The organism is Mycobacterium kansasii ATCC 12478, from assembly GCF_000157895.3.
In the GTDB taxonomy this organism is placed as follows: domain Bacteria; phylum Actinomycetota; class Actinomycetes; order Mycobacteriales; family Mycobacteriaceae; genus Mycobacterium; species Mycobacterium kansasii.
Genome location: NC_022663.1, coordinates 1,703,789 through 1,728,794, shown reverse-complemented (window position 1 = coordinate 1,728,794; position 25,006 = coordinate 1,703,789). Strand labels below are relative to the sequence as shown.

The following is a 25,006-nucleotide window of genomic DNA, read 5'->3' as shown; positions in this document are numbered from 1 at the left end:
CGATGACCGCCCGGCAGACAGCGCCGTCGATCACGCCCACGCGCCAGACGGGCTCGATGTGGGCGGTCGCGTGGATATTCGCAGCCGTCGCCGTGCTCGCCGTTGTCGCCCACTACGCCCGAAAGGGCGCCGTCTCACCGCGAATTCGCAATCCGGAGGTCACCGGCGTCCCCCGTCCGGTCGAGCCGTTGTTCGGCTATCAGCATTGGCTGGGGCTCTTCCAGATCTTCACGATCATCTCGATGTCGATCATCATCGCGGTCTATGTGGTGGCATGGCGCCGCCACCCCGCCCACCCCGTCCTGCTCATGGGCATCGTGACCACGCTGATCGTTTGGCAGGACCCGATCATGAACTGGGCGCCGTATGCGGTCTACAACCCGCAGCTGTGGCACTGGCCGGAAGATTGGCCGCTGGTGTCGCTGTCACCCACGGTGGAGCCGTTCCTGGTGATCGGCTACATCATGTTCTACCTGGGCCCCTACTTCCCGGCGATCTGGATCCTGCGCAAGATCCAGGCCCGAAGCCGCCTTGATTCGTTTGTCTGGCGCCATCCGCTGATCACGCTGGCGGCCATCATCCTGCCCGTGGGCATGCTCATCGACGCGATGCTCGAGATGACGCTGGTGCGCACCGGCTTTTACATCTACTCGCAGGTCATTCCGTTCGGGTCGGCCTTCGCCGGCCAGACCTACCAGTTCCCGTTCATCTGGGAAACGGTGATGGTGACCTTCGTGATGATCCCGGCGGGGGTGCTGCTCTACCGCGACGACACCGGCCGCACCGTCGCCGAAAAACTCGCCCAGCGAACCCGGATCTTTCCCCGGAAGCCGAAGCTGGCGATGTTCGTGGTGATGTTCGCCCTGATCAACCTCGCCTACCTCGGCTACGGCACCGGCTTCGCCGTCATCAAGTGGACCCGGACGGCCACTTCCGTCGCCTGCCCGTGGCCCTATCCGGAGGCCAAAGTCTATGATCCGCAAGGCTTTTACGAACGCGACGGCCAGCCCGGCCCGTATTCGGTGGGCATCTGGTCGACCTGGATGAGCGCGCAACCGCACGGCCGCCCGGACGTGACGCCGCCCGCCGGCGGTGGCCGCTGTGGACCGGCACATGGATGAGCCACCTGCCGTCGTCATCACCGGCGCGTCTCGCGGGCTGGGCCTCGCGTCGGCTGCCCACCTGTACCGGCAGGGGTGGCGGGTGGTGGCCGCGATGCGCTCACTTGAGTCCGGCATGGCGGCCTTGCGGTCGACGGCCGCTGCCGCAAAAGAGGATTCGCGCCTGATAGCGGTCCAGCTGGATCTCACCGACCAGGCATCCGTCACGGCCGCGGCCAAGGCGATCGAGGAGGCCGTCGGCGCTCCGCGGGTGCTGGTGCACAACGCGGGCATATCCGCGGCCGGGACGGTCGAGGAGACGCCCATCGACCTGTGGGAGCGAATGTTCGCGACGGCCGTCTTCGGGCCGGTGCTGTTGACCAAGGCGCTGTTGCCGTCGATGCGCGCCGCGGGCCGAGGGCGCATCGTGATGATCTCGAGCCAGGGCGGCGTACGCGGCATGCCGGAGATCGCGGCGTACTCCGCGGCCAAGGGCGCACTCGAACGGTGGGCCGAGTCGCTGGCGGCCGAGGTCGCTCCGTTCGGACTGGGTGTCACCGTTCTGGTGGCCGGGACCTTCGACACTGACATCATCACCGACGCGGGAACCTCGGATCACCGCGACCTGGCCGGTCCGTACGCCGCGCTGCACACCAAGGTCGACCGGCGCGGCCGGACCGCGATGCGATTGGCGCGCCCACCGGAGCAGTTCGCGCGAGCGCTGGCCGGGGCCGTCGAGGACCGCTCGCCCTTCACTCGGCGCGCCGTCGGACCCGACGCCCGGATGCTGATGGTTGCCAACCGGCTGCTTTCCGGTAAGGCTCTCCATAGGGTGACCCGGCTGGCGCTGGGTCTCCCGCGCTCTGGGGCACTACGAGCGCCGGAATAGTGAGCCTCGTCTGAAGAGAGCTGAACAAACATGGCTGACACTGTAAAGGTCCGGTTCGAATCGAAGATGATGATCGACGGCAAGCTCGTCGACGGTCAGGCCGGCACCTTCACCAACATCAACCCGGCCACCGAGGAGCCGATCGGAGAGGTCGCCGACGCGTCGACGGCGGATATGCACCGGGCCATCGACGCCGCCCGGCGAGCCTTCGACGAGACCGACTGGTCGACCAACCGCGCGCTACGCAAGCGTTGCCTGGAGCAATTACAAGAGGCCATCGAAGCCGAACGGGAGGAGCTGCGGGAGGAGCTCATCGCCGAGGCCGGCGCGCCCCGGGCGATCACCTACGGACCGCAACTGGATGCGCCGCTGGCCGACGCGCTGCGCTATCCCGCCAAGCTGATCGACGAGTACCCCTGGGAAACCGACCTGGGCGACGTGCTGGTCAGCATCACCGGCCAACTGACCAGCCGCAAGGTCTTGCGCGAACCGGTGGGCGTGGTCGGCGCGATCGTGCCGTGGAACTTCCCGTTCGAGGTCACCATCAACAAGCTCGGCCAGGCGCTGGGCACCGGCAACACGGTGGTACTCAAACCGGCGCCGGACACGCCGTTCAATGCCACCCGCCTGGGCCGGCTGATCGCCGAAAAGACCGACATCCCACCAGGAGTCGTCAATGTCGTCACCGCATCGGACCATCTGGTCGGCGAGGAGCTCACACTGTCGCCCAAGGTCGACCTGATCTCGTTCACCGGTTCGACCGTAGTCGGCAAGCGGATCATGGAAAAAGGCGCGGCGACGCTCAAGCGGCTGTTCCTCGAACTCGGCGGCAAATCGGCCACCATCGTCCTCGAAGACGCCGAGTTCGGGTTGGCCTGCGCGATCGGCATCGCGCCGTGCATGCATGCCGGGCAGGGCTGCGCCAACCCGACCCGGATGCTGCTGCCGCGGTCCCGCTACGACGAGGGTGTGGCGATCCTGCAGAGCATCTACGACAACGTCATGCCGGGCGACCCCCAGGACCCAGCGACGTTGTGCGGCCCGGTGATCTCCGACAAGCAACGCAAGCGGGTGCTCGGCTACATCAGCAAGGGTGTCGAGGAGGGTGCCACCTGCCTGGTCGGCGGGCCGGACGCGGCCACCGGTTTCGACAAGGGATTCTATGTCCGGCCAACGCTTTTCGTCGACGTCGACAACTCGATGACGATCGCCCAGGAGGAGATCTTCGGCCCGGTGCTGGCCGTCATCCCGTTCGACGACGAGGAAGACGCGATCCGGATCGCCAACGACAGCGTGTACGGGTTGGCCGGCAACGTGATGTCGGGTTCGCTGGAACACTCGCTGGCGGTGGCCCGGCGGCTGCGGGCCGGGTTCATCGGTGTGCAGGGCGCCGCCCCCTACGGTGCCGACACCCCGTTCGGCGGCTACAAGGACAGCGGGATAGGCCGGCAGAACGGGATCGCCGGATTCGACCAGTACACCCAGATCAAATCGGTGGGGTATCCAGCCACCTGAGGGGGGCGCGCATGCAGCTGTTCGACGATCTCGAGGACTTCGGTGCCTTCGACGACGTGGTATCCGGCGACGTCCGCGATCCCTACACCGAGTTGGCCCGGCTGCGGCGCGAGGAACCGGTGCAGCGCATCGACTTTTCGGCCATGCCGCATGAGGAATCCAAGCCGGTCTTCATCGTCTACCGCCATGAGGATGTGGCGCGGCTGCTGCGGGACAACGAGACGTTCTCGTCGGCGATCATCATCGACGCCTTCGGCGACGTGCTGGGCCGCCACGTCATGCTCGGGATGGATGAGCCCGAACACGGCCGTCATCGCGCGCTGGTAGCAAAAGCTTTCTCGCAGAAGGCATTAGCGCGCTGGGAGGATGAGCTGGTCGGCAAGGTCGGCAACGAGCTGATCGACCGGTTCGCCGGCCGCGGCCACGCCGATCTGGTCAAGGAGTTCACCTTTCCCTATCCGACGCAGATCATCGCCGGCCTGCTGGGTCTGCCGCGCGAGGACTATCCGCAGTTTCAGCGCTGGTCGATCTCGCTGTTGAGCTTCACCGTCAACCCGCAGCGCGGCCGGGCCGCCTCGCAGGCGTTGCAGCAGTACTTCACCCCGATCCTGGCCGCCCGGCGCGCGGAGCCGCGCGACGATCTGATCAGCGGCCTGGCCCACGCCGAGATCGACGGCGAGCAGCTGTCCGACGAGGAGATCTTCTCCTTTCTGCGGTTGCTGCTGCCGGCCGGCGTCGAGACCACCTACCGCTCGCTGGGCAACATATTGTTCGGATTGCTGTGCAACACAGACCAACTCGATGCGGTGCGGGCCGACCGCGCACTGCTGCCGCAGGCGATCGAGGAGGCGGTGCGCTGGGAGCCGCCGCTGCTGACCATCACCCGCGTGGCCACCCGCGACACCGAACTGAGCGGCGTGCCCATACCCGCCGGCTCCTCGGTCATGCCGATGCTGGGCGCGGCAAACCGGCAAGAGGACAGATACCCCGACCCGGATCGCTTCGACATCTTCCGCCCGGCCAGGGCGCACATCGGTTTCGGTCACGGCGTTCACGTCTGCCTGGGCATGCACCTGGCCCGCCTGGAGATGCGGGTGGCCCTCAACCTGCTGTTGGACCGCCTGCCCAACCTGCGCCTTGATCCCGACGGCGACGATCCCCACATCCGCGGCCAGATTTTCCGGTCACCGACCGCGCTTCCGGTGCTGTTCGACGCGACTTCGACCCAACTTCGCCCCGGGGTGTCCTGATCGGGCCTATCCCGATCGTCCTCTTGATGAGATCCGGGATTGGACCGGATGATCATCGGGACAAGGAGGACACCATGCCGCAATACGCCGCACTGACCTACACCAGGGACATCGACTGGTCGGCCCCCGAGCAGGCCGCCGACATGGCCGACTACATGAAGTTCGGCCAGGAGCACGCCGCCGCGATTCGTGGTGGCACAGCGCTGTATCCGACGTCCACCGCGACGACGGTTCGCGTCAAAGGTGCCCGCGGCGGTGACGTCGTCACCAGCGACGGCCCCTATGCCGAGACCAAGGAGGCATTGACCGGCTTCTATCTTATCGAGGCCGCCGATCTGGACGAGGCGCTACGGATCGCCGCCGAGATACCCGCAGCGTGGGACGGTGCCGTCGAGGTGCGTCCCATCATCGAATTCGGTTGACCGCCGAATCCGCGCTCGCCGAAACCGTCCGGATCGAGGGAACCCGCATTCTGGCGACCCTCGTCCGGGCGGTCGGCTCGCTGCAGATCGCCGAGGATGCGGTACAGGAAGCGGCGCTGCGCGCGCTTCGGGACTGGCCTCGCAACGGCGTGCCCGACGAGCCGCGCGCGTGGCTGACGGTGACCGCCCGCCGGGTCGCTATCGACCTACTGCGCCGTGAGGGTGCTCGAGCCCAAAAGGAGCGTGCCAGCATGGAGCTCGCGGTTCCCGATATGCCGCCCGACAGCATGGTGGCCGACGACCGGCTGCGGCTGATCTTCACCTGCTGCCACCCGGCGCTGGGGCTTGAGGCTCAGGTGACGCTGGCATTGCGCACCTTGTGCGGTCTGTCGCCGGCGCAAATCGCGGTGGTGCTGCTGACCAGTGAGGCCGCTATTGCCAAGCGGCTCACCAGAACCCGAGCCAAGATCGCGCGGGCCGGCATCCCGTACCGCGTTCCGGCCGACGAAGACCTGCCGGCGCGCCTGGCGGCGGTGTGTGCGGTGGTGCACTCGTCCTACACGATCGCCCACACCGCGGCCGGCGGCGACCGGCTGACCGATGTCGACGGTGCCCGTGAGGCGGTGCGCCTGGCCCGCTTGGTACACGAGCTGATGCCCGATGAACCGGCACCGATGGCGGTGCTGGCGCTGTTGCTGCTGACCGAATCCCGGCGCGCCGCACGGTGCGACGACGCCGGCGATCCGGTACCGCTGTCCGAACAGGACCGCTCGCGCTGGGACAGCGATGCGATCACGGAAGCGCTTGCCCTGCTGGATGAATCGCTACGCCGAACCGCAGCGGTGGCCGATCCCTATCAATTGCAGGCCGCGATCGCAGCAGAGCATGCCCGGGCCGCGTCGTATGCCGCTACCGACTGGGCGGAGATCGTCCGGCTTTACGACATGCTGCTGTCCGTGCACCCGAGCGCTCCGGCTGCCTTGGCCCGTGCCGTGGCTGTTGCCGAATCAGACGGGACCGCAGCGGGTTTGGCGGAGCTCGAGGAGCTCGAACCCGATCAGCGCTGGCATGCTGTCCGCGGTGAACTGCTGGCCCGGCAAGGCAGATTCGCCGAGGCCGTCGCGGCGACGCGGGCTTCCCTCGCCGATTCGACCACCGCACCCGAACGGCGATACCGCCAACGGCGCATCGCGCAATGGGCTGCGCAACAAGGAGTGACATGAAAGTCGATGTGGTCAGCGAGATCCTGATCGCGCGGCCCCGCAGCGACGTGGCCGCCTATGCCTGCGACCCGGACAACGCAACCGCCTGGTACGTCAATATCAAGTCGGTGCAATGGAAGACGCCCAAGCCGGTGGCCGTGGGATCGCAATTCGCCTTTACTGCAAGGTTTCTCGGGCGTTCGTTGAGTTACACCTACGAGGTGGTCGACCTGCAGCCGGGCAGCAGGTTCGTGATGCGCACCGCGGAAGGGCCCTTTCCCATGGAGACGACCTACCTGTGGAACGACGGCCCGAACGGTACGACGACGATGACCCTGCGCAACCGCGGTGAGCCGTCCGGGTTCGCCGGAATTACGGCACCCGTCCTGGCGAAGGCGATGAAGCGGGCCAACGCCAAGGATCTGGCCCGACTCAAGGCAGTGCTGGAGGCGTCGGCCTAGCCGTCGGCTAGCTGAAGGTTGCGGTGCAGCGCCCACGCACGGGCCCGGACGCAGCCGCGATCCACGACCCACCGGGAGGCCGGGCGCTCTATGCGGGTGCGTTGGCGCCGCGCAGCACCTCGGTGGACACCCCAGCGACCGCGGCATGCCAGAGGCACACTGCACGGTGCGCACCGACAGCCGCGCGCCGGAGGCAAGGCGCTCGTTGGGCTCATTCATCGGGAACAAACCACCCGGTATCGGTCCCGACGCAATGGCATCAGGCCGGTGACGGGCCTTCCCGCCGAAACGCTGGACGCGCTCCGGGAGGGCCAGTACGTAGGTTCCCACGTTCACTGTCAGATCGATCGACAGGCGAAGGTGCCCAGCTATGCTCCTGCGGCATGGCCACGGCTACGCCGCGGGCCTTCACCGTGACCTCCCGGCCGGCGGTACAAACCGATCGCGGAGTTCCCCGCACCACAACGTGATACGAGTGTGCGCCGCTGCCCAGCCCAGATCCGCCAGATTCGAGCTGGTCGGAACGGCTCGAGGAGCGTTCAGTCGCTGGTTTCTCACGTACACCGTCCTGTCTTGCTTGCCGGACCCGTGTCGTCTGGCAGTGCCGACACGTCCCGTCTTCGTCAGGGCTGCTTTCCACCCTCATCGGCGCCCACCGAATCAGGCTGCCCCAGCTTCAACCCGCTGCCGCGACAGCGGTCAGATGAAGGTCTCTCACCTCCATTCGATCTCACAGCGCCTCGTGGCGCTCTGAACCGGTGCACCCAGTCGGCAGCGAGTAGTGCCGGCGGTGATGCGGACCTTCTTGGGCCACACCACGCCTTGCCAACCGTTGGCCCGCTTAGAGCCGTCACAGTGACCCGAATCGATGCGGTCGGCGTCTACTTTAGGACGCGTTACACAAGGCGCTGTCGAGTAGCCCGGCGACGTGTTGCCAGTACAGCCAGTCGGCGATGGCGGCACGCTGGGTGTTGGGATCGGCCGCGGAGTGCGCCTGGTGCAGGGCGAGTTCTTGAGCGTGAGCAGCATAGGCCTGGAAGGCCTGCAGGTGTGCGGCCTCGCGGCCAGTTGCGCTGCTGGCCATGGGTTTCATCACCTCGAACCACAACATCTCCCGCTGATGTGCCGGGAGATCCGCGGCAACAGGAGCTGGCGGCACCAGTTTGATCAAACACCGATCTTCGGTGTCGGCCAGCCGAGCTGCGGCCGCAGGACTGACCAACCCGAGCCGGGACCGGCCGGTCATTTTGCCGCTGTCCGGGATGTCGTCGGACTCCAGGATGATCTTGGCGACCCCGAGATCGCAATCGGCCAACTGCTCCGCGGTGCCGATCACCGCACGCAGCGTGGCGTGATGATGCGTCGCCCAGGCCTGCACGGCCAGCAGTGGGTAGGTCGCACAGCGGGCCCGCTCGCCGACCGGGATGGCGTCATCGGCGCTCGCCATCTGCACGACGTCCGGTAATTCGACCCCTTCGGGGATATAGGCCAACCCATAGCTATTGGCTACCACGATTTTCCCGTCGGTGGTCACCGCGGTGATCCAGAAGAAGCCCCAATCGATGTCGCCGCGACCGCCGGGTGCGTTCAACGCCGCCGCGATGCGGCGCGCCAACCGCAGCGGATCAGTCTTGGCGTTACGGCGACCGGCGAAAGCAGCGGCCACGGCGTCGCGCGCCGCCCGCGCCGCGGCAACTGGGATCATCGGTGCCGCCGTGGGAGTATCTTCCGACTCGCGCTCATCGGTGCGATCGGTGTGATCGGTCGCCGGCAAGCGTGCGGCCGATGCACTGTGCGCCGACGCTCGGGTGGACGCCGCGCGCCCCCGGCCCGTACCACCCAATCGGGTCGGGCCAGCCGAAGCGCGTGATCCCGCGCCCCACGCCGTGGCCGGACCGGCGCTGCCCGAATCTGCGACAGCGCCGAGTCCGGCCCCCTTCGGTGCGCCACTGGCCACCCGCGCGGGCGGTACGCCGGTCACTGCGGTGGGCGCAACGCCAACCGATGACTCCTCGGAATGCGATGGACCCGCCTGCGGCGCCCCCGGCTGATCGGTAGGCCCACCCGCAACGGGCGCCTGCTCCGTCGACGTTGCGGGTTTCACCTGAGCTGCCGGCTCGGCCCGCCGGCCCGCAGCCGGACGCGGGCTCGTTCCGAGGCTTGGTGGCGGCGGGGATGGTACTGCCCCCGAGGTAGCCGGTACCGGAGTTACGGGTGTAGCCGGCGGGGCCGGGATGGCCGGAGCCCCAGGCGTTTCAGGTGTTGGGTTGACCCCGATGCCCGTGGTATCCGGGATTGTGTTGACCGGCGCTGGGGCGACCCGGGACGGTACGTCTGGCAGCGGTGGTGCTTTTTGGTTGAGCAGCTGCTCAAGGGCGTTCTTCGGCGGCTTCCAGTGCTTGGATTCCAGAACCTGCTCTGCGGTGCTGGAAACCACGCCGACACTGGCCCGGTGCGCCGCGCGGACCAACGAATCGATTGCAGCGGTTTTCTCGTCGGTGTCGAGGTTTTGGTCCCTCTCCAGGGTGTTGATTTCCCGTTGAGCGGCGTCGACATTGTTGCCGATATCCGATTTAGCTTGCACAATCAAATCGGCTATATCACGGTGCCAGGTAATCACAGTCGCGAGGTGATGCTGCAGCATCACCAATTGATCGATGTTTGCGCCGAGACCGTCGTTGGCGGCATTAGCGGCACCACCCGACCAGACGCCGCCTTCGAAGACGTGAAGCCGCTGCTCTCGACACTTATCCAAGATGTTGGTGATTTTCTGCAATGTTTGGCTGTACTGCTGGGCCCGGTCGTAGAAGGTGTCCTCATCGGCTTCTGGCCACCCGTCCGGGTCCAGCATCAGCTCGGCATATTCACCAGTCGGCTTCGCGATACTCATCGCTTGCTCTCCTCCCAAATACTGGAAGGCCGCATAGATCACTATCACGAGTTGTTCGGGTGGAATCACGGCCGTATCGGGTTGCGAACACCTTTTTTTCTGCTGCGGCAGCCTCCTCCGGCGTCGGCAAGTTCAGCGTAGTGCCGACGAATTCAAGCAGCTGGGCGCTGTGTTGTTCGTTCTTGATCTCACGCACGCTTTGGAGCATGAAGGTGTACTGAGCGGCCCGCGCTTTCTGCCGGGCCAGGTCGGCAATAACAAATATCTCTTCCGCGAGCTTCGGTTCAGCCATGGTGGTGACTTCCTCCGACAGTTCGACCTGGTGGATTATTCCGCCCAAGAGAGCCGACACCGACACGCTTCCTTGTGGATTGGTCACCGTGAACAGTTCGTATTCCTCTTTATTGTCTTTATTGTCCGCCTCTGTCGGCTTATGGAGGACGGTGAAGTCGACATCAGTGTGCTGCGGTTCGGCCGGCGCGAAAGCGCGCAACGCGCCAATTGCGGATTCCTTGCGCCCGTTGGCGCAGGAGAAATTTAGGGCGGCCAGATTGCTGTGGGCGTTGCTGTGGGCATTACTGTGGGCCTTGTATCCGGGCTGGTCCATTATGGCGTGCCTTTCTGGGGTGGTAGCGGGCATAGTGAGCGGTCTTTAGGCGTCGGCGTCGTCAAACCAGGCGCCGGCAGGCAACAGCTCTAGCAGGCTGTCGAGCGCGCGCTGCAGATTTTGCTGGGTGCCAGGCAGAAAACATCCGTACAGCTCGCCGCCGACGCACCGTGGAAGCGACACCAGCCTGCCGAGCGTCGAGTCGAGGACACCGGCGGCCGCATCGGTCTGCGTTGTGGTGCCGCCGGAGTGGCGTTGACTAGCGACTATCTCCACCCAACTGGACGGGTTGTTGACGATCTCGGTAAAGACGCGGGTGGTAGCCGCTGGGACACCGTGCCTGGCTGGCGGGGCCGCGGTTGTGCACTCGGCCAGTTCGGAGGCCACGCCCGCCAGCGGTTCGACGTTCGCCGGTAGGGCAGGCCCCAGCACGGTTGTTATCATGCCCGCCAGGCCGACCTGGGGCTCGACCAGCTGCAGCACCAGCATCTGGCCGTCGCGCGCGGCGACGACATGACGATCGCCCTTGCGGCATACCACAAAACGCGCCATGGCGCCGCCCACATAGCGCCGCCACCAGCGACCCTCCAGGGTCCGGTCCGGCCGACTGAGGGTGTCGACCATCGCCGCGACCGTTGGGTGGGGTTGCCCGTACTGGTCGAGTACTCCTTGGGCGGTGAGGTCACGTCGTACCCGGTCCCAGACGACGTCTGGCAGTTCCTTTTGCGGGATGTTGGGCCGGATACCAAGCGCCGTAGGGAAATCGACCATGGGCAACCGCTCGGCGATCACCAGCACGCTGTCGATGGTCAACTTGACGCCGGCGACGTCATCAACCAGGCCCGCGCCATCAGTAGCGAGCCGACCGGACATGATCAGCCATCAATCTGCTCGCCGAGGATCTCGGCGCTGTTTAGGTCGGTATTGACGTAAGCGGTGAGTGCCTTGTTCAGGCTCTTGGAAAGTCCGGCTGCGACGCCTTGCAAGGCTTGGCCGGCATGGGCGCGGACGGCTTCATAGGCCCTGAGCGCATTGTTGAACTCCGATGTGAACGTACCGTGGGTGGTGGCAACGTCCGAGCTGATCCCGGCGGGCGCCACCGTCGCGGCATGAAGGCCGGTGATCGTAGCGTCGTGCCCTTTCGCCAGTCTGTTGATGACATCGGGCCGCAAGGTCAGGATTTCATTCATGGGTTGGGCTTTCCTCTCGGTTGACGTTTGCTCGCTTGGTTGCGGGCTAGTGACGGATTTTGGGCCGCAAGTTTTGGCGCCTCGATGGCTCGAGCCGGTGGCCGCTTGTGGTGGTGTTGTTGGTTAGGCCGGCGGCTGGTTGATCGCGCCGGAAATGGTGGCAAGTGTTTCGGCAAGCGTTTGGCCCGACTGTTCGTCAAAGACGCTGACTGCTCGCTGCGCGTTCTGCAGCGCCTCGTTGACCCGCTCGGCGACTCCCTGGGCGCCCACCTTTTTCAGCAGACCGTTTTCGATGCGGATGCCGGTGAGCCATTGGTAGCCGTTAAGTGTCACGTGGACGGACTTTGTCTCGTCTGAGGCTTTGAAGATTCCGTTGTTCATCTGGTGGAGCCGCCCCTGTAGAGCCGACTGAAACTGCGACATCAAGGCCAGAGCCCGGGCTGCTGTGGGGTCCAATTTCACTGCTCCTCGTTCTCGTCGGGCCGGCCGATTCCGATGAGGCCCTCGGTCCAGGCACGTGTCTCGGTGTAAAGCGCTTCCTCTTCTTGCTGAGCGCTCTTGTTCTTGGCGTTCCCTTGGCCCTGACCGGGCACGCCCATTGGCATGCCGCCGCCCATCAGGCCTCCTCGGGGCACGCTCCCGCCCGCGGTGCCGCCCGCCGCACCGGCCGGCACGGACTTGGCATCAATTCCGGGAGCCCAGGGCTTCGCCAGCGCGCCGCCGCCGAGGCCTCCGCCGGCTCCGACCGACGCCGGTTTCACCCCCACGTCGGGCGCCAGCTTCGCCGCACGGCGCGCCGCGTCAGCCGCTGCTTGCATGTCGTTGCCGCCCGGCGCCCCGGTGAACGGCGTCATCGGCGTGAGCGGCGTGGGCGGCGTCATCGGCATCCCGCCCCACGGGATATCGCCGGAGCCGCCGTGGGGTTGCGGGTCACTTCCTGTGGGGGCGGGAGGCGGCTTTGGCGGATTCACTGGTTCGACGATTGCTTTGTTGAAATATCCGGCCAGCACCTCCTCCGATTTTTGCTGATAAGCCGCGTATTTCTTCATGCACTGCTCTGTAAGTCGTGTATTGCGCTTGGCGGTGGCGTTGGCGTATTCGAGTTGAAGAGTGACGATCTCCTCCATCGTGGGATGGCTACTAATGGCCCAGTGGTGCGTCTGGGCAAGGTCGAAGGCTTGCTTGGCCAGCGTGACGCTCAATTGCGCCATCAAGCGCAGCCAGTCTCTCTGCTGAACGAATGCGGCCTGGATCGTGGCGGCCGCGTCGCCTTCCCAGTCGTCAAATTCCCGGAACCGACCAAGGGATTCCAGAAGCGTGAGATTGTACTTATTCCAAGCCGTTGCAAAGGCCTTGAGCGATGCGGCTTGGTCAGGTTTATCGAGCATTGTTCTTGCGTCTTTGAGCTCGAGGAAGATCGGAGGTTTCGGTGGCGACGCCACCTCGGTATCGCTTAGTGCTGCCGGGCCCGGGTTTGCGTTCGCAGTGAGCATTGCGGGCAACAGGCAACCTTGGCCGCCGTAGTTCAAGGCGGTCGCGGATTCCTGGTCAACATCGTCGTAGGCGTTGGCTACATTCCTCATGAACTGGGCGAGGCGTTGGCGCTCCGTGGCGCCCGCGGCAAGGTAGGTCCGCATGTTCTCGGCGGACAACATGATTTGCCTGGCCGCGGTAGTGGCCGCGTCTAGGGCGCACGCGCCTACGACGACGTTGCTCGGTGGGTCCGCGATCGGGGACTCCACCTCGTCGGCCCTGGCCAAAATCTCGCTCTGATTCACCGTCAGCGTACGCGACTGAGACATAACCGAATCTTCATCTTCCTGCTTGGTGTCGCAAACAACTGTAGTCGCCGAATTTACTGGGTTCCTGCACCAGTTTCAAAATCATGGTTCCAGAATTAGCTTCCAAAATAAAGCAGAACCCAGTTCCAAAAACAAAACGAAACCAGCTTCCAAAACAAAACGGAACAACGTTCCAGAGTAAATCAGAACTAGTTTCTGAGATAGAAAGATTTCTAAATCAAACTTGCCTAATAGGACGGGCTCATCTATAACTACTTCGGCCCGCCGATCTGGTTGCGGCCTCTCAACTGAATAAAAGCGCTCGCAACCCCGCGACGGCGGCCGCGAACCTGTTGACGTCGTTTGCGGCCCGGGACGGGTAGGCGCTGGCGCTGAACACATCGGCTTGAGAAGAACCCACCCAGACGGGCGAGGAGGTCCAAGACATCGCCCGCACCGGTTCGCACGTCGACGACCGCGCCGCCGGTCTCGGCGTGCCAAGTCCAATCAAGACCACGTCGGAACAAGAGGTAGGGGAAATCATGCTGTGGCACTCAATGCCACCGGAACTCAACACCGCGCGGTTAATGGCCGGCGCAGGGTCAGCGCCGATGCTGGCAGCCGCCATCGGGTGGGAGGCGTGGGCGATCGCCTTGGACGCTCAGGCCGCCGAGGTGTCCGCGCGCCTGAACTCCCTGCGCGAGGCGTGGACCGGAGCAGGCAGTGACAAAGCGATTGCTGCTGCCACGCCGATGGTGGGCTGGCTCGCCGCTGCCTCGGCGCAGGCGAAAATGCGTGCGACGCAGGCAACGGCACAAGCCGCGGCATACACCCAGGCGATGGCTAACACACCGTCGTTGCCCGAGATCGCAATGAATCACATCACGACCGCGGTCCTAACGGCTACCAACTTTCTCGGTATCAATACGGTGCCGATCGCAGTCAAGGAAACGGACTATTTCGTCCGGATGTGGAATCAGGCCGCTGCTGCGATGGACGTCTATCAGGCGGAAACGACCGTCAATACGCGTTTCGAAAAACTTGAGCCGGCGAAGGCCATTCTTGCTCCCTCGACGACCCGGTTTTTGGTGAACGGGTTAAATAAGGCTGTCACGATCTCCCGCAAGGGCGCTTTGCCTTCGAAAGAGGCGATCCAGCAAACGCTGACTCAGGTGTCGGGAATGAGCGGCTCGATGCAGCAACTGGCCCAGCTGCCGGCCCAGATGACGTCGCTGTTTAGCCACATCGGCGGCAGCATGGGCGCGGGGCTGGGCCAGGACGAAGGCGCGCAGATAGGTCTGCTGGGTGCCAGCCCGCTGTCCAACCACCCGTTGGCGGGTGGCTCAGGCCCAAGCGTCGGGTCGGGACTGCTGCGCGCGGACTCGTTGCCAGGCGCAGGTGGTTCGCCACCGCGTACCCCGCTGATGGCGGGGTTGCTCGATAAACCCACCGTGCCTATGGCGCCGGCCGCCGTCAGCGCCGGATCGCCGGCCGTAGCTGGCACCGCCCCCTTGGGGTCGACGGGCCATGGCCTAAGAGCCGGCGGCGGCAGCTCTAGGCCAGGGCTCGGGGTGCGGGCGTCTTTGGTAAAAGAACTTGAGGAAAACGACCAGAACGGCTGGGACGACGGCGAAGACTGGTGAGTCGCAGCAGGTTTGACCGCCTCCCGGCGGGCGCCCTAAGAGCTGTGCGCGAACCCCGGTGGCGCTGCTTGCCGGCAAGCGGATGCCGAGGCAACCTCACATCAACGGAACTGTCGCGGTACTAGCCGACCCTGGCGGATACGCCAGCGGATCTGCCTGCTGGCCTTGGCTTTTCCGCCGAAGGCGGATTGGCCTCTTGCCCAACCTGGATCCCCGCCATTGAAACTGAATCACTCACCACGACGCCGGACTTGTCGGCGGGTCATACCCGAAGCCTGCCAATTGTGGCCATATATGCGACCGTGACTGCCCAACAGACCGTTCATTCACGCGTTTCGCAATGTCACATGGATTGGCCCCGCCCTCATAGGCCAACTCAGGTTATCACCGCGACCGCCGTGAAGCCGTTGACGCGTGGCGCCGTCGTTGTCGTCGCCTTCTTTCACATGATCGGCCAGGGGTGCCTGCTGCTGAGAGCCGTGTTGGGCCAGCGAGGAGATCAGTTGTGCGTGTCGGCCGGCCACGTTGGTGAGTTGGCTGAGCCCGCTTGCCGCCTGCGACAGCCCGCTGAGCTGGCTCAGGGGTGCTGGCAGTCGAGCCATCATGGGCAGGCCGCCCGGGGTACCCGAGAAGTCGCGTAGCACGGCGAAGTCGTTTGCCATGGACACCGTGGGCAGGCCACCCGGGAACACGTCGGGCAACCCGGGCGTGCCGGTCACGTGGGGGATGGGCAGGTCGGGCGCGCCGAAATCGGGGAAACCGGGACTCGGCAGGGCGGGTGTGCTGAATTCAGGCGAGCCGGGCAGGTCAGCCAACGCCGAGGACACATCGGGTGTCTTGGGGAGGGGGGGGCGAGGTGTCGTCGGGCAGGCCCGCGAGGGTGAGGGCCAAGGAATGGCCGGCGGCGTCGAACTCCGGAGGGAAATGTGCTGGGGGACAGGGCACGTCGGGCAACCCGGGAATCGCGTCGGACAGTGTCGGTAAAGTCGCGACCAGGTCGGTCAACCTCCGCGTCACAGCCTGCAGGTTGCTCGCATTGGCGTGTTCCTTGTTCTTCAAATCGATCAGTATGTAAATGGCGGCACCTATCATGGCGGTGCAAAACCACACCGCGACCCAAAACATAGCGATTGCCGCGTCTGGCTCTAACATAACTTCAGCGGTAAGGCAGGCAACTCCGACCACGCCAACGGCGGCCATCATTTCAATCACTTTTTCGCGAGCGGTTAGATTGGCGTAACTCTCGGATAAAACGAGGCCGGAGGTGAGACGGTCGAGATCAGCCGTCAGCTTTGCACGCTGTGACTGTGCGAGGTTTTGGGCTACATAGGCCTGCGCCGCTGAGCCCTGCCAGCTACCGTCGGGGACAAGGGCCGCGATCTGGGCACTGATCTCATCAAACATCGATCCACTGTCCACGAAGCGATCACCTTGATCGGGTCTTCCCTGCCCCAGTAATCCCAGCACGCTGCCAAGGAAGACCTCGGTCAAAGCGCAAACAATGGATCCCCGCTTCCACCACTTCAGCCTCTCCCGGACGGCGTCCACCGGTATTTCCTCGGATGACATATCCGAGATCGTTATCGAGGGGTCTGAAGGTGGATTAGGAAGTGGTTGAGTCATGAGTTGGACTTTCCTCTCGGGTCTAACGCCGCACCGGCGCTGGCCTGGGCTGGTGAGTGCGTCGGCTGTTAGGGCTTTGGTGTGGTGATGGCTGGACTGGTGCGGCCTCTACAGGACGCGCCCCTCGCGGTGTTCGGAGGGGCCGGTTGCGGCATCAACGGGAGCGGGCTCTGCGGTGGTTGTGCCGCCGGCGGCACCGTCGTTGTCATCATCTTTTTTGACATGATCGGCCAGGGTTGCCTGCTGCTGGGCGCTCTGCTGAGCCAGTGAGGAGATCATTTGTGCCTGTTGGCCGGCCACGTTGGACAGTTGGCTCAGCCCGCTGGCTGCTCCCGAGAGCTCGGTGAGCTGGCTGAGCCGTACCGCCAGCTGAGCCACGGTGGACAGGTCGGCCAGGCCCAGGCAGGCCAAGGCGCTCGACACGTCAGGCAACGCGGCCAATTGAGGGATGGGTAAGTCGGGCGCGCCGAAATCGGGGAAGCCGGGGGACGGCAGGGTGGGCATGCTGAATTCGGGCGAGCCGGGTAGGTCAGCGAAAACCAAGGAGACATCGGGTGTGTTGGGGGTGGGCCCGGTGTTGTCGAGCAGGCCAGCGATGGCGGGGGGCAGGGTGTGCTCGAATTCGGAACGGGAATCTGCTGGGGGGCAAGGCAAATGGGATTTCCCAGGAATCGGGTCAGACGGTGTCGGCAACGTCGCCAGCATATCGGTCAATCTGTGGGTCGCTGCCTGCGCCGTGCTCGCATTCTGGGACGTCGTGATCCACAAATCGATCAAGAAGCCGACCAGGACAGCTAGCGCAACACCGCATACGGCTGGTGCGACTTGAGACGACAAAATTTGGCCCGCCGGGCCCATCGTCGTTTCCGCGTAAATGCAAAATGCCAACGCAGCGGCAACCGCGGCCATCTCTGTATACACGACGTAGCGAACTCGCTGAACGGCGTCGGCTTGAGCGGAAACCAGGTCGCCGGCGAGATGTTCGAGATCACCGATCAGCTTCGCGTGCTGTGATTGTGCGAGGTTTTGGGTCACGTAGGCGTGCGCCGCTGAGCCCTGCCAGCCGCCGTCGGGAGCAAGAGCCGCGATTTGGGTGCCAGCGTCATCGAACATCGATCCACTTCTCACGAGGCGATCACCCGAGGCTGGACTCCCCTGTCCAAGCGATGCCAGCACGATGCCAAGGATGACCTCTGTCCCGGCGCAAACAACGGATCCCCGCCGCCACCTCCGCTCCCGTGCCTCCTCTGCTAGATACTCTTGTAGTGCCTCTTGCCACGTCTCTACGTGATGCCCGGCCTCGACGGGATCGGCTGGGTTCCCGCCGAATCCCAGGTTCAAGACGGCCCAGTCCGCTAACGGCCAAACGTGCATGGGTTGGATGTTCCTCTCGGGTCTCGCCGTTGCACCGGCTGAGGTCGGTGGTGAAGGCGTTGGCTGTAAGGGCTTTGGCGTTGTGAACTGGGTGGCCCTACAGGACGCGCTGCTCGCGCTGCGGGAGATGTCGGTTGCGGCGTCGACCAAGGCAGGCTCCGCTGTAGTTGTGCCGGCGGCGGGTGAAACTAGGCCAGTCATGCGTCCGGGCAAGGTCTAAGGCTTGCTTGGCCAACGTGACGCTCCATTGCGCCATGCGGTGCAGCCGGTCTCTGTGTTGATCGAATGTGGCCTGAATAGCGGTGGCCTCTTCGCCTTCCCGGTCTTCAAATTCCCGGAACCTACCAAGCGGTTCCTGAATCGTTAGGTTGTACTTATTCCATGCCTCCGCAAAGGCCGTGAATGATCCGGCTTGGTCTGGTTTGTCCAGTATCGTTCTTGTCTCTTCGAGTTCAATCAAGTTTGGAGGTTCGGCAGATCGGACCGTGGCGGTATCGCACAGTGCTACCGGGCGCGGGGTGTTGTTCGTCAGCCCTTCGGGCGACACGGGACCTTCGCCACCGTTGTTCAAGGCGATCACAGTCTCCTCGTCAACATCGTCATAAGCCCAGGCCACGCTCCTCATGAACTGCGTAAGGCGTTGCTGCTCCATGGCGCCCGCAGCAAGCTGGGTCCGTAGGTGGTTTGACACCGGCGTGTAGGCCGCGTCCAGGGCGCACGCGCTCACGACGCGGCGCTGCTCGGTGGTTTCGGAATTGGGGATTCCACCTCGTCGGCCCTGGCCGAAATCTCGTTCTGATTCACCGTCAGCGTGCGCGGTTGAGACATAACCGAATCTTCCTCCTTGGTGCTACAGCAACTATAGTCGCTTAATTCAGTGGTTCCTGCGCCAAAATTCGGCACCCGGGTTTCGGAACTTGCTTCCAAGATAAAGCAGAACTAGCTTCTGAAATAAGATGATGATAAACCGATCTTGTCTAATGGGGAAGGGCTTACCTAATAACTATTTTGACCAGGCTATTGGGTAGCGGCATTCTTAAGTGAATAAAAGCGTTCGTACCGCAGCGACGGCGGGTGCGACTGTATCGACGTCGGCAGCTTTATGTCGCGACCCTCGTGCCCCCGGGGCGTCGGGCCAACGAAGAAGTCAAGCCGACAGATCATTAATGCCTGTTGACCGGCCATGCTGGTGAGCTGGCTTAGCCCGCCGGTTGGCCCGACAGTCCGCTGAGCTGGCTTAGCGTTGCTGCCCGGATCGGGGCTTGTATCTCCGAGGCCTGCCAGGATGCCGCCAAGGGCGCACTCGGTCACAGCGCAAAGACCGCTTCCACGCTGTGCAAACTGGCGGTAGTACGCCCTGTTGTTACGGATGTATGGCGGCGCCACCGAAATTAGACTCATGGGTTTGAACTTGCTTAGGGCTACCGTTGTACCGGCTCTGGTCTTGACCGGCCATGGCTTTGGCGCGGGGATGGCACCCCCGCCGGCCTTACGGGACGCGCTGCGGGCGCGCCTGGGAAGAGCCGGTTGCGGTGTCGACCGGGGCTCGTCCTGCGGTGGTTGTGTCCGCGGCGGCTACGACGGTGTCGTCGTCTCGGGTGGCATGGCCGGCTAGAGTGGCGTGCTGTTGGGCGCCCTGGCCGGCCAGTGACGAGATCATTTGTGCCTGTTGGCCGGCTGTGTTGGCGAGTCGGCTGAGCCCGCTGGCTGCCCCCGAGAGCCCGGTGAGCTGGCTGAGTCGTGCTGTTAGGGGGGCCATGGTGGGCTGCGAGGTCGTCGTGGGGTTGGCCAGGTCCAGGCCGTGCATGCCATCGGGACTGCAGAACAAGTCACCCAAGCTGGGCATGCCGGCTAACTGGGGAACGCGCAGGTAGGGCGTGCCGAGATCGGGGAAGCCGGGGGTGGGGAGGTCGGGCATGCTGAATTCAGGTGAGCCGGGTAGGTGAGCGAACGCGGAGGCAACATCCGGTGTCTCGGCGGTGGGCGCGTTGTCATCGGGCGGGCCCGGGATAGTGGCGGGCACGGTGTGGTCGGCTGTCTCGACGTCGGAAGGGGAATGTCCGGGGTGGAAGGACACATCGGGCGACCCGGGAACCGGGTCGGACAGTGTCGGCAATCTCGTCATCGTATCGGTCAATTCCTGCGCCAATATCTGCAGGTTGCGCGTATTCCGAGATGTCGTGATCATTAACCACACCAGGCAGGCATCGACGGCGGACAGTGCAAGAGTGCACCCCTTTAGTGCGAGTTGATACGACAGGATTTGGCCGGCGGGTCCCCCGTTTAGTTCAGCGGTTACGCAAATGACTAGCAGGAAGCCAACAAACACCATGATGAGAAATACGACCGTGCGAGCGTTCTGAATTGTTTCGGCTTGAGCGGAAACAAGGTCGCCGCTGAGATGGTCGAGATCGCCCATGAGCTTCGCGCGCTGTGACTGTGCGAGGTTTTGGGCTAAATAGGCCTGCGCCGCCGAGCCCTGCCAGCCGCCGTCGGGAACAAGAGCCGCGATCTGGGCGCTGACGTCGTCGAATATTGCCCTACTGGCCACGAATCGATCACCCGTGTCGGGGGTTTTGACTCCAAGGCCTAACAACACGGTGCCGAGAAGGAGCTCGGTCCCAACACAAAGACCGCTTCCCGCATGCGCCTGTACGAACCGCCGGACGTCCTGCCTGTTCCGGAACTCTTGCAGAAACATCCAAATTTCATCCATTGTTTGAACTTTCCTTTAGGTCTAATCCCCAGCGTGCTCCGGCCTGGGATCATGTTGGCAGTGGCATTAGGGCGGTGGCGTGGTGATGGCACCACCCGCTGGCCTTACAGGACCTGGCGCGCCTGGGAGGAGCCGGTTGCGGTGTCGACAGGGACTCGTCCTGCGGTGGTTGTGTCTGCGGCGGCGCCGACGGTGTCGTCGTCTTGGGTGGCGTGGCCGGTCCGGGTGGCGTGCTGTTGGGCGCCCTGCTGGGCCAGTGAGGAGATCATTTGTGCCTGCTGGCCCGCTGTGTTGGCCAGCTGGCCGAGCCCGCTGGCCGCCCCCGAGAGACCGGTGAGCTGGCTTGGCGGTGCCGTCGCCTGAGCCATCGCGGGTAGCTTGGCCAGGCCCCGGCTAGGCGGGGTGGCCAAGGCGTCCGCAAAGCCGGGCAGTGCGACCAAGTCATTGTTGGTGGGCACCATAGGTAGGCCATCAGGGGACACGTCGGGCAGGGTTGGCATACCGGTCAAATGGGGGATGGGCATGTGAGGTGCGCCGAAATCGGGGAAGCCGGGGGCCGGCAGGTTGGGCACACCGAATTCAGGTGCGCCGGGTAAGTCGGCGAAAACCAAGGAGACATCGGTTGTCTGGGGGAGGGGCGCGTTGACGTCGAGCAGGCCCGCGATGGTGGGGGGCAAGGTGTGGTATTCGGAAGGGGAATATGAGGGGAGGAAGGCCATATCGGGCGACCCGGACATCGGGCGGGACAGTGCGGGCAACCTCGTCAACATCTCGGTCAATTTTTGGGTCATTGCCCGCGCCTTGCTCGCATTGCGGGATGTCCTGATCGCTAAATCGATCAGAAAGCCAACGACGACAGCTAACGCAAAAGCACATATCACCGTTGCAGTTCGCCGTGACAGGATTTTTCCAGCCGGCCCCATCGTCGCTTCACAGTAAATGCAAAATGCGAATGTGCAGCCTATCGCGACCATCTCTGTGATCACGACTGAGCGAACTCTCTCAACGGCTTCAGCTTGATTGGAGACCAGCTGGCCGATCTGGTAGTCGAGATCGCGCATCATTTTCGTGTGCTGTGATTGTGCGAGGTTCCGGGTTGAATAGGCCTGCGCCGCTGAGCCCTGCCAGCCGCCGTCCGGAACAAGAGCTGCGATCTGGCCACTGACTCGGTCGAACATCGCCCTACTACCCGCGAAGCGATCACCGCCGTCGGGGCTTCCGTCTCCAAGCCATGGCAACACGCCGCCAAGGACCAACTCAGTCACAAGACAAATGACGGATCCGGGCACCTTCATCGAGTTGGCGTCCGGGACGTTGTGAATGGCGTCCGCGGGAAAGCCGTCCCCGATGTCCGACATTAAGCTCGAGACCTCCGACCTGTCCGAGATTGGCGGCGAAGGGTGAGTCATGGGTTATTTTCCTCTCACTGGTTGGATTCTCCTCTGGGGTCAAACGCCACACCGGCCGCGGTCTTGCTGATGACGGCGTCGACCGTGCGGGCGTCGGCGTGGTGGTGGCCGACCCGGCGGCCTACGCGACGTGCTGTTGGCGTCGTTGGGAGGTACCGGTTGCGGCATCGACAGGGACGCGCAGTTCGGTGGGCGTGCCCGTTGCGGCGCCGGCGATGTCGTGATCGGCCGGGGTGGTCAGCTGTTGGACGCCCTGCTGGGTCACTGAGGAGATCATTTGTGCCTGTCGAGCGGCCGTGTTGGCCAGTTGGCCGAGCCCGCCGGCCGCCCCGGAGAGGCCGGTGAGCTGGCTCAGGGATGCCGCCAGCTGAGCCATCGCGGGCTGCGAGGTCATGGTGGCCAGGTTGGCCAGGTTCAGGCTGGGCATAGCGGCCAAGGCCTCCGCCAAGCCAGGTAGCGCGGGCAATTCGTCTGCGGTGGGAACGTTGGACATGCCACCGGCGAACACGTCGGCCAAGTTGGGCCGGCCGGTCGACGAGTTGGGCAGGCTCGGCATGCCGGCCAACTGGGGGATGGGTAAATGAGGCGCACCGAAATCGGGGAAGCCGGGGCTCGGCAAGTTGGGCACGCTGAATTCAAGCGAGCCGGGTAAGTCCGCCAGTGCTAAGCAAATATCGGGTGTCTCGGGGCGGGGTGCGGTGTCGTCGGGCAGGCCCGCGATGGTGGGCGGCACGACGGGGTCGGCGCCGTCGAATTCGGAACGCGGATGTGCTGGGGGGAAAGTCGAATCGGTTAACCCGGGAATGGGACCAGACCGTGTCGGCAAACTCGTTACCAGATCGGTCAATCTCTGGGTCATTGCCTGCAGCTTGCTCGCGTTCTGGGAGGCCGCGACCGCTAATTCGATCAGGAAGACAACGACAAGAGCGACTGCAGGACTGCACATGAATAGCGCGATTTGAAACGACAGGATTTGACCGGGGGGCCCCATCGTTGCTTCGCAGGTAGCGCATACTCCCAACGCAATTCCAGCGATGACCATTCCAATATTCGCGGCTTCCCGAGCGTTCACCACGGCTTGGGCTTGAGCGGAAACCAGGTCGCCGGTTTGATGGTCGAGATCTCGGATTACCTTCGCGCGCTGCGATTGTGCGAGGTTTTGGGATAAATAGGCCTGCGCCGCCAAGCCCTGCCAGCCGCCGTCGGGAACAAGAGCCGCGATCCGGTCGCCGACTTCGTCGAATTTCGACCCACTGCCCACGAAGCGATCACCCGTGTCGGGGTTGCCAAATCCAAGGGATACCCGAACGATCAGTAAGCCGCCCAGGGTCGAAGCGCAAATAACGGATCCCCGCACTCTCGGCGCCCTCACCGGGTCGTCGTGTGGTATGTCCGGGATAGCGTCCTGGGGGAAGCCGTCCCCGATGTCTGACATGCGGCCCGAGACTTCCGAGTCCGATTCCCAAGGTTGACTCATCGGTTTAACTTTCTTCTCACGGGTTGATTTTTCCGCCGGGTCTAACGGTGCACCGGCTCCGGTCTTGGCTGGTGGTGGCTTTGAGCGCCAGGGCTTTGGTGCGTTGATGGCGCCTCACCTGACGCGCTGCCGGCCCGGTTGCGAGGGGCTGGTTGCGGTCTCGACGGGAGCGCGCCGGGCGGTGGGTGTGCCGTGGCGGCGCTCGGGGTGTCGTGGTCTCGGGTGACATGAGCGGCCAGAGTTGCCGGCTGCTGAGTGCCTTGCTGGGCGAGCGAGGAGATCGTGTGTGCCCGTTGAGTGGCCACGTTGGTGAGTTGGCTGAGTGCGCTAGCTGCCCCCGAGAGCCCGGCGAGCTGGGCTAGCGGTGCCGCCAGTTGAGCCATTGGCGGCTGCGTGGCTACGGTGGGCAGATCTGCCAAGCCCAGGCTGGGGAAAGTAGCTAACGCGCTCCAAATGTCTAGCGAGCTTCGCAAGCGGGCCAAAATGGGGATGGGCACGTGGGGCACACCGAAATCGGGGAATCCGGGGGTTGCTACGGCGGGCACGCTGAATTCGGGCGAGCCAGGCAAGTCAGCGAAAACCAAGGAGACGTCAGGTGTTTCTGGAGGTGGCCCGTTGCGCTTGGGCCGCCCCGCAATAGAGGGGGCCAGGGTGTGATCGGCGGCGTCGAAATCGGAAGGGCAACATGCTGAGGGGAAGGACACGTCCGGCGACTGGCGAGTCGCGTCGGGCAATGTCGGCAAACTCGTCACCATTTCGGCTAATCTCTGGGCCATTTCCTGCGCCTTGCTCGCATTCCGCGATGTCGTGATCGCCAGATCGATCAGGAAGCCAGCCAAGACAGCTATCGCGACAGTGCATACGGGTACTGCAACGTGAAGCGACAGGATTTGGCCAGTGGGCCCCATAGTCGTTTCGGCGTAAATGCAAAATGCCAACGTAGCGGCAGCTGTAGCGATCTCTGCAACCACGACGTAGCGAACTTCTTGAACGGCTTCGGCTTGAGCGGAAACCAGGTCACCGGTTTCTTGGTCGAGATCTCCGATTACCTTCGCGCGCTGTGATTGCGCAAGGTTCTGGGCTGAATAAGCTTGCGCCGCTAAGCCCTGCCAGCCATCGCCGGGAACAAGGGATGCGATATGGGCGCTGACTTCGTCGAACATCGACCCGTCGGACACGAGGCGATCACCCGTGTCGGGGCTCCCATCTCCAAGGCATGCCAGCACGCCGCCAAGGACGCACTCGGTCGCGGCGCAAACGACTGATCCCCGCCGCAGCACCCGCCTCCGCGGAATGTGTTGTGTTTCTTCTGGCCACTGCAGCCCTGCCGGTGGCTCCAGTGGCCAGGGATCACCGTTGCCCAACAACTCGGCCTGCAAATGCCAAGCCGACCCAATTCGACTCATGCGTTGAACTTTTCCTCCCGTGTCAGTTGTTGTACCGGCTCTGGTGGCTGG

The 25,006-nt window shown here is 64.1% G+C and carries 23 protein-coding genes and 1 pseudogene; 9 read left to right on the top strand and 15 right to left on the bottom strand.

Annotated features, from left to right (window positions below; translation table 11 throughout):
• Nucleotides 1-2 precede the first annotated feature (2 nt).
• The 7 genes from MKAN_RS07310 (at nt 3) to MKAN_RS07280 (ending at nt 6,839) form a co-directional block, all read left to right on the top strand.
• Complete coding sequence (locus MKAN_RS07310) at nt 3-1,121, top strand: spirocyclase AveC family protein (protein ID WP_023366758.1); 1,119 nt, start codon at nt 3-5, stop codon at nt 1,119-1,121.
• Nucleotides 1,114-1,989, top strand: coding sequence for an SDR family oxidoreductase (locus MKAN_RS07305; protein ID WP_036392735.1), 876 nt, complete (start codon nt 1,114-1,116; stop codon nt 1,987-1,989). Before MKAN_RS07310 ends, MKAN_RS07305 begins: the two co-directional genes overlap by 8 nt.
• A 30-nt stretch (nt 1,990-2,019) precedes the next feature.
• On the top strand, nt 2,020-3,504 hold the full coding sequence (locus MKAN_RS07300; RefSeq protein WP_023366754.1) for an aldehyde dehydrogenase family protein: 1,485 nt from the start codon (nt 2,020-2,022) through the stop codon (nt 3,502-3,504).
• An 11-nt stretch (nt 3,505-3,515) separates the two neighbouring features.
• On the top strand, nt 3,516-4,754 hold the full coding sequence (locus MKAN_RS07295; protein ID WP_023366752.1) for a cytochrome P450: 1,239 nt from the start codon (nt 3,516-3,518) through the stop codon (nt 4,752-4,754).
• A gap of 143 nt (nt 4,755-4,897) precedes the next feature.
• Nucleotides 4,898-5,176, top strand: a complete 279-nt coding sequence (locus tag MKAN_RS07290; RefSeq protein WP_230589271.1) for a YciI family protein — start codon at nt 4,898-4,900, stop codon at nt 5,174-5,176.
• Entirely contained in the window at nt 5,167-6,399 is a 1,233-nt protein-coding gene (locus MKAN_RS07285; RefSeq protein WP_371686075.1) for an RNA polymerase sigma factor, read from the top strand. The genes MKAN_RS07290 and MKAN_RS07285 overlap by 10 nt, the downstream gene beginning before the upstream one ends.
• Nucleotides 6,396-6,839, top strand: coding sequence for an SRPBCC family protein (locus MKAN_RS07280; RefSeq protein ID WP_023366746.1), 444 nt, complete (start codon nt 6,396-6,398; stop codon nt 6,837-6,839). The genes MKAN_RS07285 and MKAN_RS07280 overlap by 4 nt, the downstream gene beginning before the upstream one ends.
• Nucleotides 6,840-7,725: 886 nt before the next feature.
• On the opposite strand, the gene MKAN_RS07275 is transcribed toward MKAN_RS07280, so the two are convergent.
• The 6 genes from MKAN_RS07275 to espB all read right to left on the bottom strand — a co-directional run bounded on the left by MKAN_RS07275 (nt 7,726) and on the right by espB (nt 13,328).
• Nucleotides 7,726-9,729: a hypothetical protein gene (locus tag MKAN_RS07275; RefSeq protein ID WP_023366744.1), complete on the bottom strand. Its 2,004-nt coding sequence runs from the start codon at nt 9,727-9,729 to the stop codon at nt 7,726-7,728.
• A complete protein-coding gene (locus MKAN_RS07270; protein WP_051404571.1) occupies nt 9,704-10,336 on the bottom strand; it encodes a DUF2694 family protein in 633 nt (210 codons plus the stop codon). Before MKAN_RS07270 ends, MKAN_RS07275 begins: the two co-directional genes overlap by 26 nt.
• 45 nt (nt 10,337-10,381) lie before the next feature.
• Nucleotides 10,382-11,209 (bottom strand): ESX secretion-associated protein EspG, encoded by an 828-nt coding sequence (locus MKAN_RS07265; RefSeq protein WP_023366740.1) that lies wholly within the window; start codon nt 11,207-11,209, stop codon nt 10,382-10,384.
• 2 nt (nt 11,210-11,211) lie between these two features.
• Nucleotides 11,212-11,526, bottom strand: a complete 315-nt coding sequence (locus MKAN_RS07260) for an ESX-1 secretion-associated protein (RefSeq protein ID WP_023366738.1) — start codon at nt 11,524-11,526, stop codon at nt 11,212-11,214.
• A gap of 123 nt (nt 11,527-11,649) precedes the next feature.
• Nucleotides 11,650-11,949, bottom strand: a complete 300-nt coding sequence (locus MKAN_RS07255; protein WP_172836725.1) for a YbaB/EbfC family nucleoid-associated protein — start codon at nt 11,947-11,949, stop codon at nt 11,650-11,652.
• A 35-nt stretch (nt 11,950-11,984) separates the two neighbouring features.
• The gene (espB, locus tag MKAN_RS07250; RefSeq protein ID WP_023366734.1) at nt 11,985-13,328 is read right to left on the bottom strand and encodes an EspB family ESX-1 secretion system-associated protein; all 1,344 of its coding nucleotides are present in this window, start codon (nt 13,326-13,328) and stop codon (nt 11,985-11,987) included.
• Between the two features lie 521 nt (nt 13,329-13,849).
• Here espB and MKAN_RS07245 point away from each other — a divergent pair.
• Nucleotides 13,850-14,950: a PPE family protein gene (locus MKAN_RS07245; RefSeq protein ID WP_036392744.1), complete on the top strand. Its 1,101-nt coding sequence runs from the start codon at nt 13,850-13,852 to the stop codon at nt 14,948-14,950.
• A gap of 326 nt (nt 14,951-15,276) precedes the next feature.
• Here the strand turns inward: MKAN_RS07245 and MKAN_RS07240 are convergent, their stop codons facing one another.
• From MKAN_RS07240 to MKAN_RS32925, 9 genes and pseudogenes are all read right to left on the bottom strand, one after another.
• The gene (locus MKAN_RS07240; protein WP_103799535.1) at nt 15,277-15,765 is read right to left on the bottom strand and encodes a hypothetical protein; all 489 of its coding nucleotides are present in this window, start codon (nt 15,763-15,765) and stop codon (nt 15,277-15,279) included.
• Complete coding sequence (locus MKAN_RS07235; RefSeq protein WP_023366728.1) at nt 15,758-16,519, bottom strand: EspA/EspE family type VII secretion system effector; 762 nt, start codon at nt 16,517-16,519, stop codon at nt 15,758-15,760. The genes MKAN_RS07240 and MKAN_RS07235 overlap by 8 nt, the downstream gene beginning before the upstream one ends.
• A 162-nt stretch (nt 16,520-16,681) precedes the next feature.
• Entirely contained in the window at nt 16,682-17,686 is a 1,005-nt protein-coding gene (locus MKAN_RS07230; protein ID WP_023366726.1) for an EspA/EspE family type VII secretion system effector, read from the bottom strand.
• Between the two features lie 358 nt (nt 17,687-18,044).
• Nucleotides 18,045-18,674 carry a PPE domain-containing protein gene (locus tag MKAN_RS07225; RefSeq protein ID WP_023366724.1) on the bottom strand — a complete coding sequence of 210 codons (630 nt, stop codon included), beginning with the start codon at nt 18,672-18,674 and terminating at the stop codon, nt 18,045-18,047.
• Between the two features lie 762 nt (nt 18,675-19,436).
• Nucleotides 19,437-20,498: an EspA/EspE family type VII secretion system effector gene (locus tag MKAN_RS07220; protein ID WP_133163544.1), complete on the bottom strand. Its 1,062-nt coding sequence runs from the start codon at nt 20,496-20,498 to the stop codon at nt 19,437-19,439.
• Between the two features lie 269 nt (nt 20,499-20,767).
• Nucleotides 20,768-21,454, bottom strand: a complete 687-nt coding sequence (locus MKAN_RS31045) for a hypothetical protein (RefSeq protein ID WP_133163545.1) — start codon at nt 21,452-21,454, stop codon at nt 20,768-20,770.
• Between the two features lie 252 nt (nt 21,455-21,706).
• Nucleotides 21,707-21,841: pseudogene (locus MKAN_RS32930) on the bottom strand (EspA/EspE family type VII secretion system effector); the annotation flags it as partial.
• Nucleotides 21,842-22,193: 352 nt separating this feature from the next.
• A complete protein-coding gene (locus MKAN_RS28700) occupies nt 22,194-23,507 on the bottom strand; it encodes an EspA/EspE family type VII secretion system effector (protein WP_133163546.1) in 1,314 nt (437 codons plus the stop codon).
• An 83-nt stretch (nt 23,508-23,590) separates the two neighbouring features.
• Entirely contained in the window at nt 23,591-24,712 is a 1,122-nt protein-coding gene (locus MKAN_RS32925) for an EspA/EspE family type VII secretion system effector (protein ID WP_364468781.1), read from the bottom strand.
• On the opposite strand from MKAN_RS32925, the gene MKAN_RS32515 reads away from it, so the two are divergent.
• Nucleotides 24,689-24,814 carry a hypothetical protein gene (locus MKAN_RS32515; RefSeq protein WP_023366716.1) on the top strand — a complete coding sequence of 42 codons (126 nt, stop codon included), beginning with the start codon at nt 24,689-24,691 and terminating at the stop codon, nt 24,812-24,814. The genes MKAN_RS32925 and MKAN_RS32515 overlap by 24 nt on opposite strands.
• The last annotated feature ends 192 nt before the right edge of the window (nt 24,815-25,006 follow it).

Bases quoted from the DNA above. Each gene is read 5' to 3' on its own strand.
- MKAN_RS07310 (WP_023366758.1), top strand. From the start codon at position 3: ATGACCGCCCGGCAGACAGCGCCGTCGATCACGCCCACGCGCCAGACG.
- MKAN_RS07305 (WP_036392735.1), top strand. From the start codon at position 1,114: ATGGATGAGCCACCTGCCGTCGTCATCACCGGCGCGTCTCGCGGGCTG.
- MKAN_RS07300 (WP_023366754.1), top strand. From the start codon at position 2,020: ATGGCTGACACTGTAAAGGTCCGGTTCGAATCGAAGATGATGATCGAC.
- MKAN_RS07295 (WP_023366752.1), top strand. From the start codon at position 3,516: ATGCAGCTGTTCGACGATCTCGAGGACTTCGGTGCCTTCGACGACGTG.
- MKAN_RS07290 (WP_230589271.1), top strand. From the start codon at position 4,898: ATGGCCGACTACATGAAGTTCGGCCAGGAGCACGCCGCCGCGATTCGT.
- MKAN_RS07280 (WP_023366746.1), top strand. From the start codon at position 6,396: ATGAAAGTCGATGTGGTCAGCGAGATCCTGATCGCGCGGCCCCGCAGC.
- MKAN_RS07275 (WP_023366744.1), bottom strand. From the start codon at position 9,729: ATGAGTATCGCGAAGCCGACTGGTGAATATGCCGAGCTGATGCTGGAC.
- MKAN_RS07270 (WP_051404571.1), bottom strand. From the start codon at position 10,336: ATGGACCAGCCCGGATACAAGGCCCACAGTAATGCCCACAGCAACGCC.
- MKAN_RS07265 (WP_023366740.1), bottom strand. From the start codon at position 11,209: ATGTCCGGTCGGCTCGCTACTGATGGCGCGGGCCTGGTTGATGACGTC.
- MKAN_RS07260 (WP_023366738.1), bottom strand. From the start codon at position 11,526: ATGAATGAAATCCTGACCTTGCGGCCCGATGTCATCAACAGACTGGCG.
- MKAN_RS07255 (WP_172836725.1), bottom strand. From the start codon at position 11,949: ATGTCGCAGTTTCAGTCGGCTCTACAGGGGCGGCTCCACCAGATGAAC.
- espB (WP_023366734.1), bottom strand. From the start codon at position 13,328: ATGTCTCAGTCGCGTACGCTGACGGTGAATCAGAGCGAGATTTTGGCC.
- MKAN_RS07245 (WP_036392744.1), top strand. From the start codon at position 13,850: ATGCTGTGGCACTCAATGCCACCGGAACTCAACACCGCGCGGTTAATG.
- MKAN_RS07235 (WP_023366728.1), bottom strand. From the start codon at position 16,519: ATGTCATCCGAGGAAATACCGGTGGACGCCGTCCGGGAGAGGCTGAAG.
- MKAN_RS07230 (WP_023366726.1), bottom strand. From the start codon at position 17,686: ATGTTCGATGACGCTGGCACCCAAATCGCGGCTCTTGCTCCCGACGGC.
- MKAN_RS31045 (WP_133163545.1), bottom strand. From the start codon at position 21,454: ATGACCCAAAAATTGACCGAGATGTTGACGAGGTTGCCCGCACTGTCC.
- MKAN_RS28700 (WP_133163546.1), bottom strand. From the start codon at position 23,507: ATGTCAGACATCGGGGACGGCTTCCCCCAGGACGCTATCCCGGACATA.
- MKAN_RS32515 (WP_023366716.1), top strand. From the start codon at position 24,689: ATGGGCGCTGACTTCGTCGAACATCGACCCGTCGGACACGAGGCGATC.
- MKAN_RS32925 (WP_364468781.1), bottom strand. From the start codon at position 24,712: ATGTTCGACGAAGTCAGCGCCCATATCGCATCCCTTGTTCCCGGCGAT.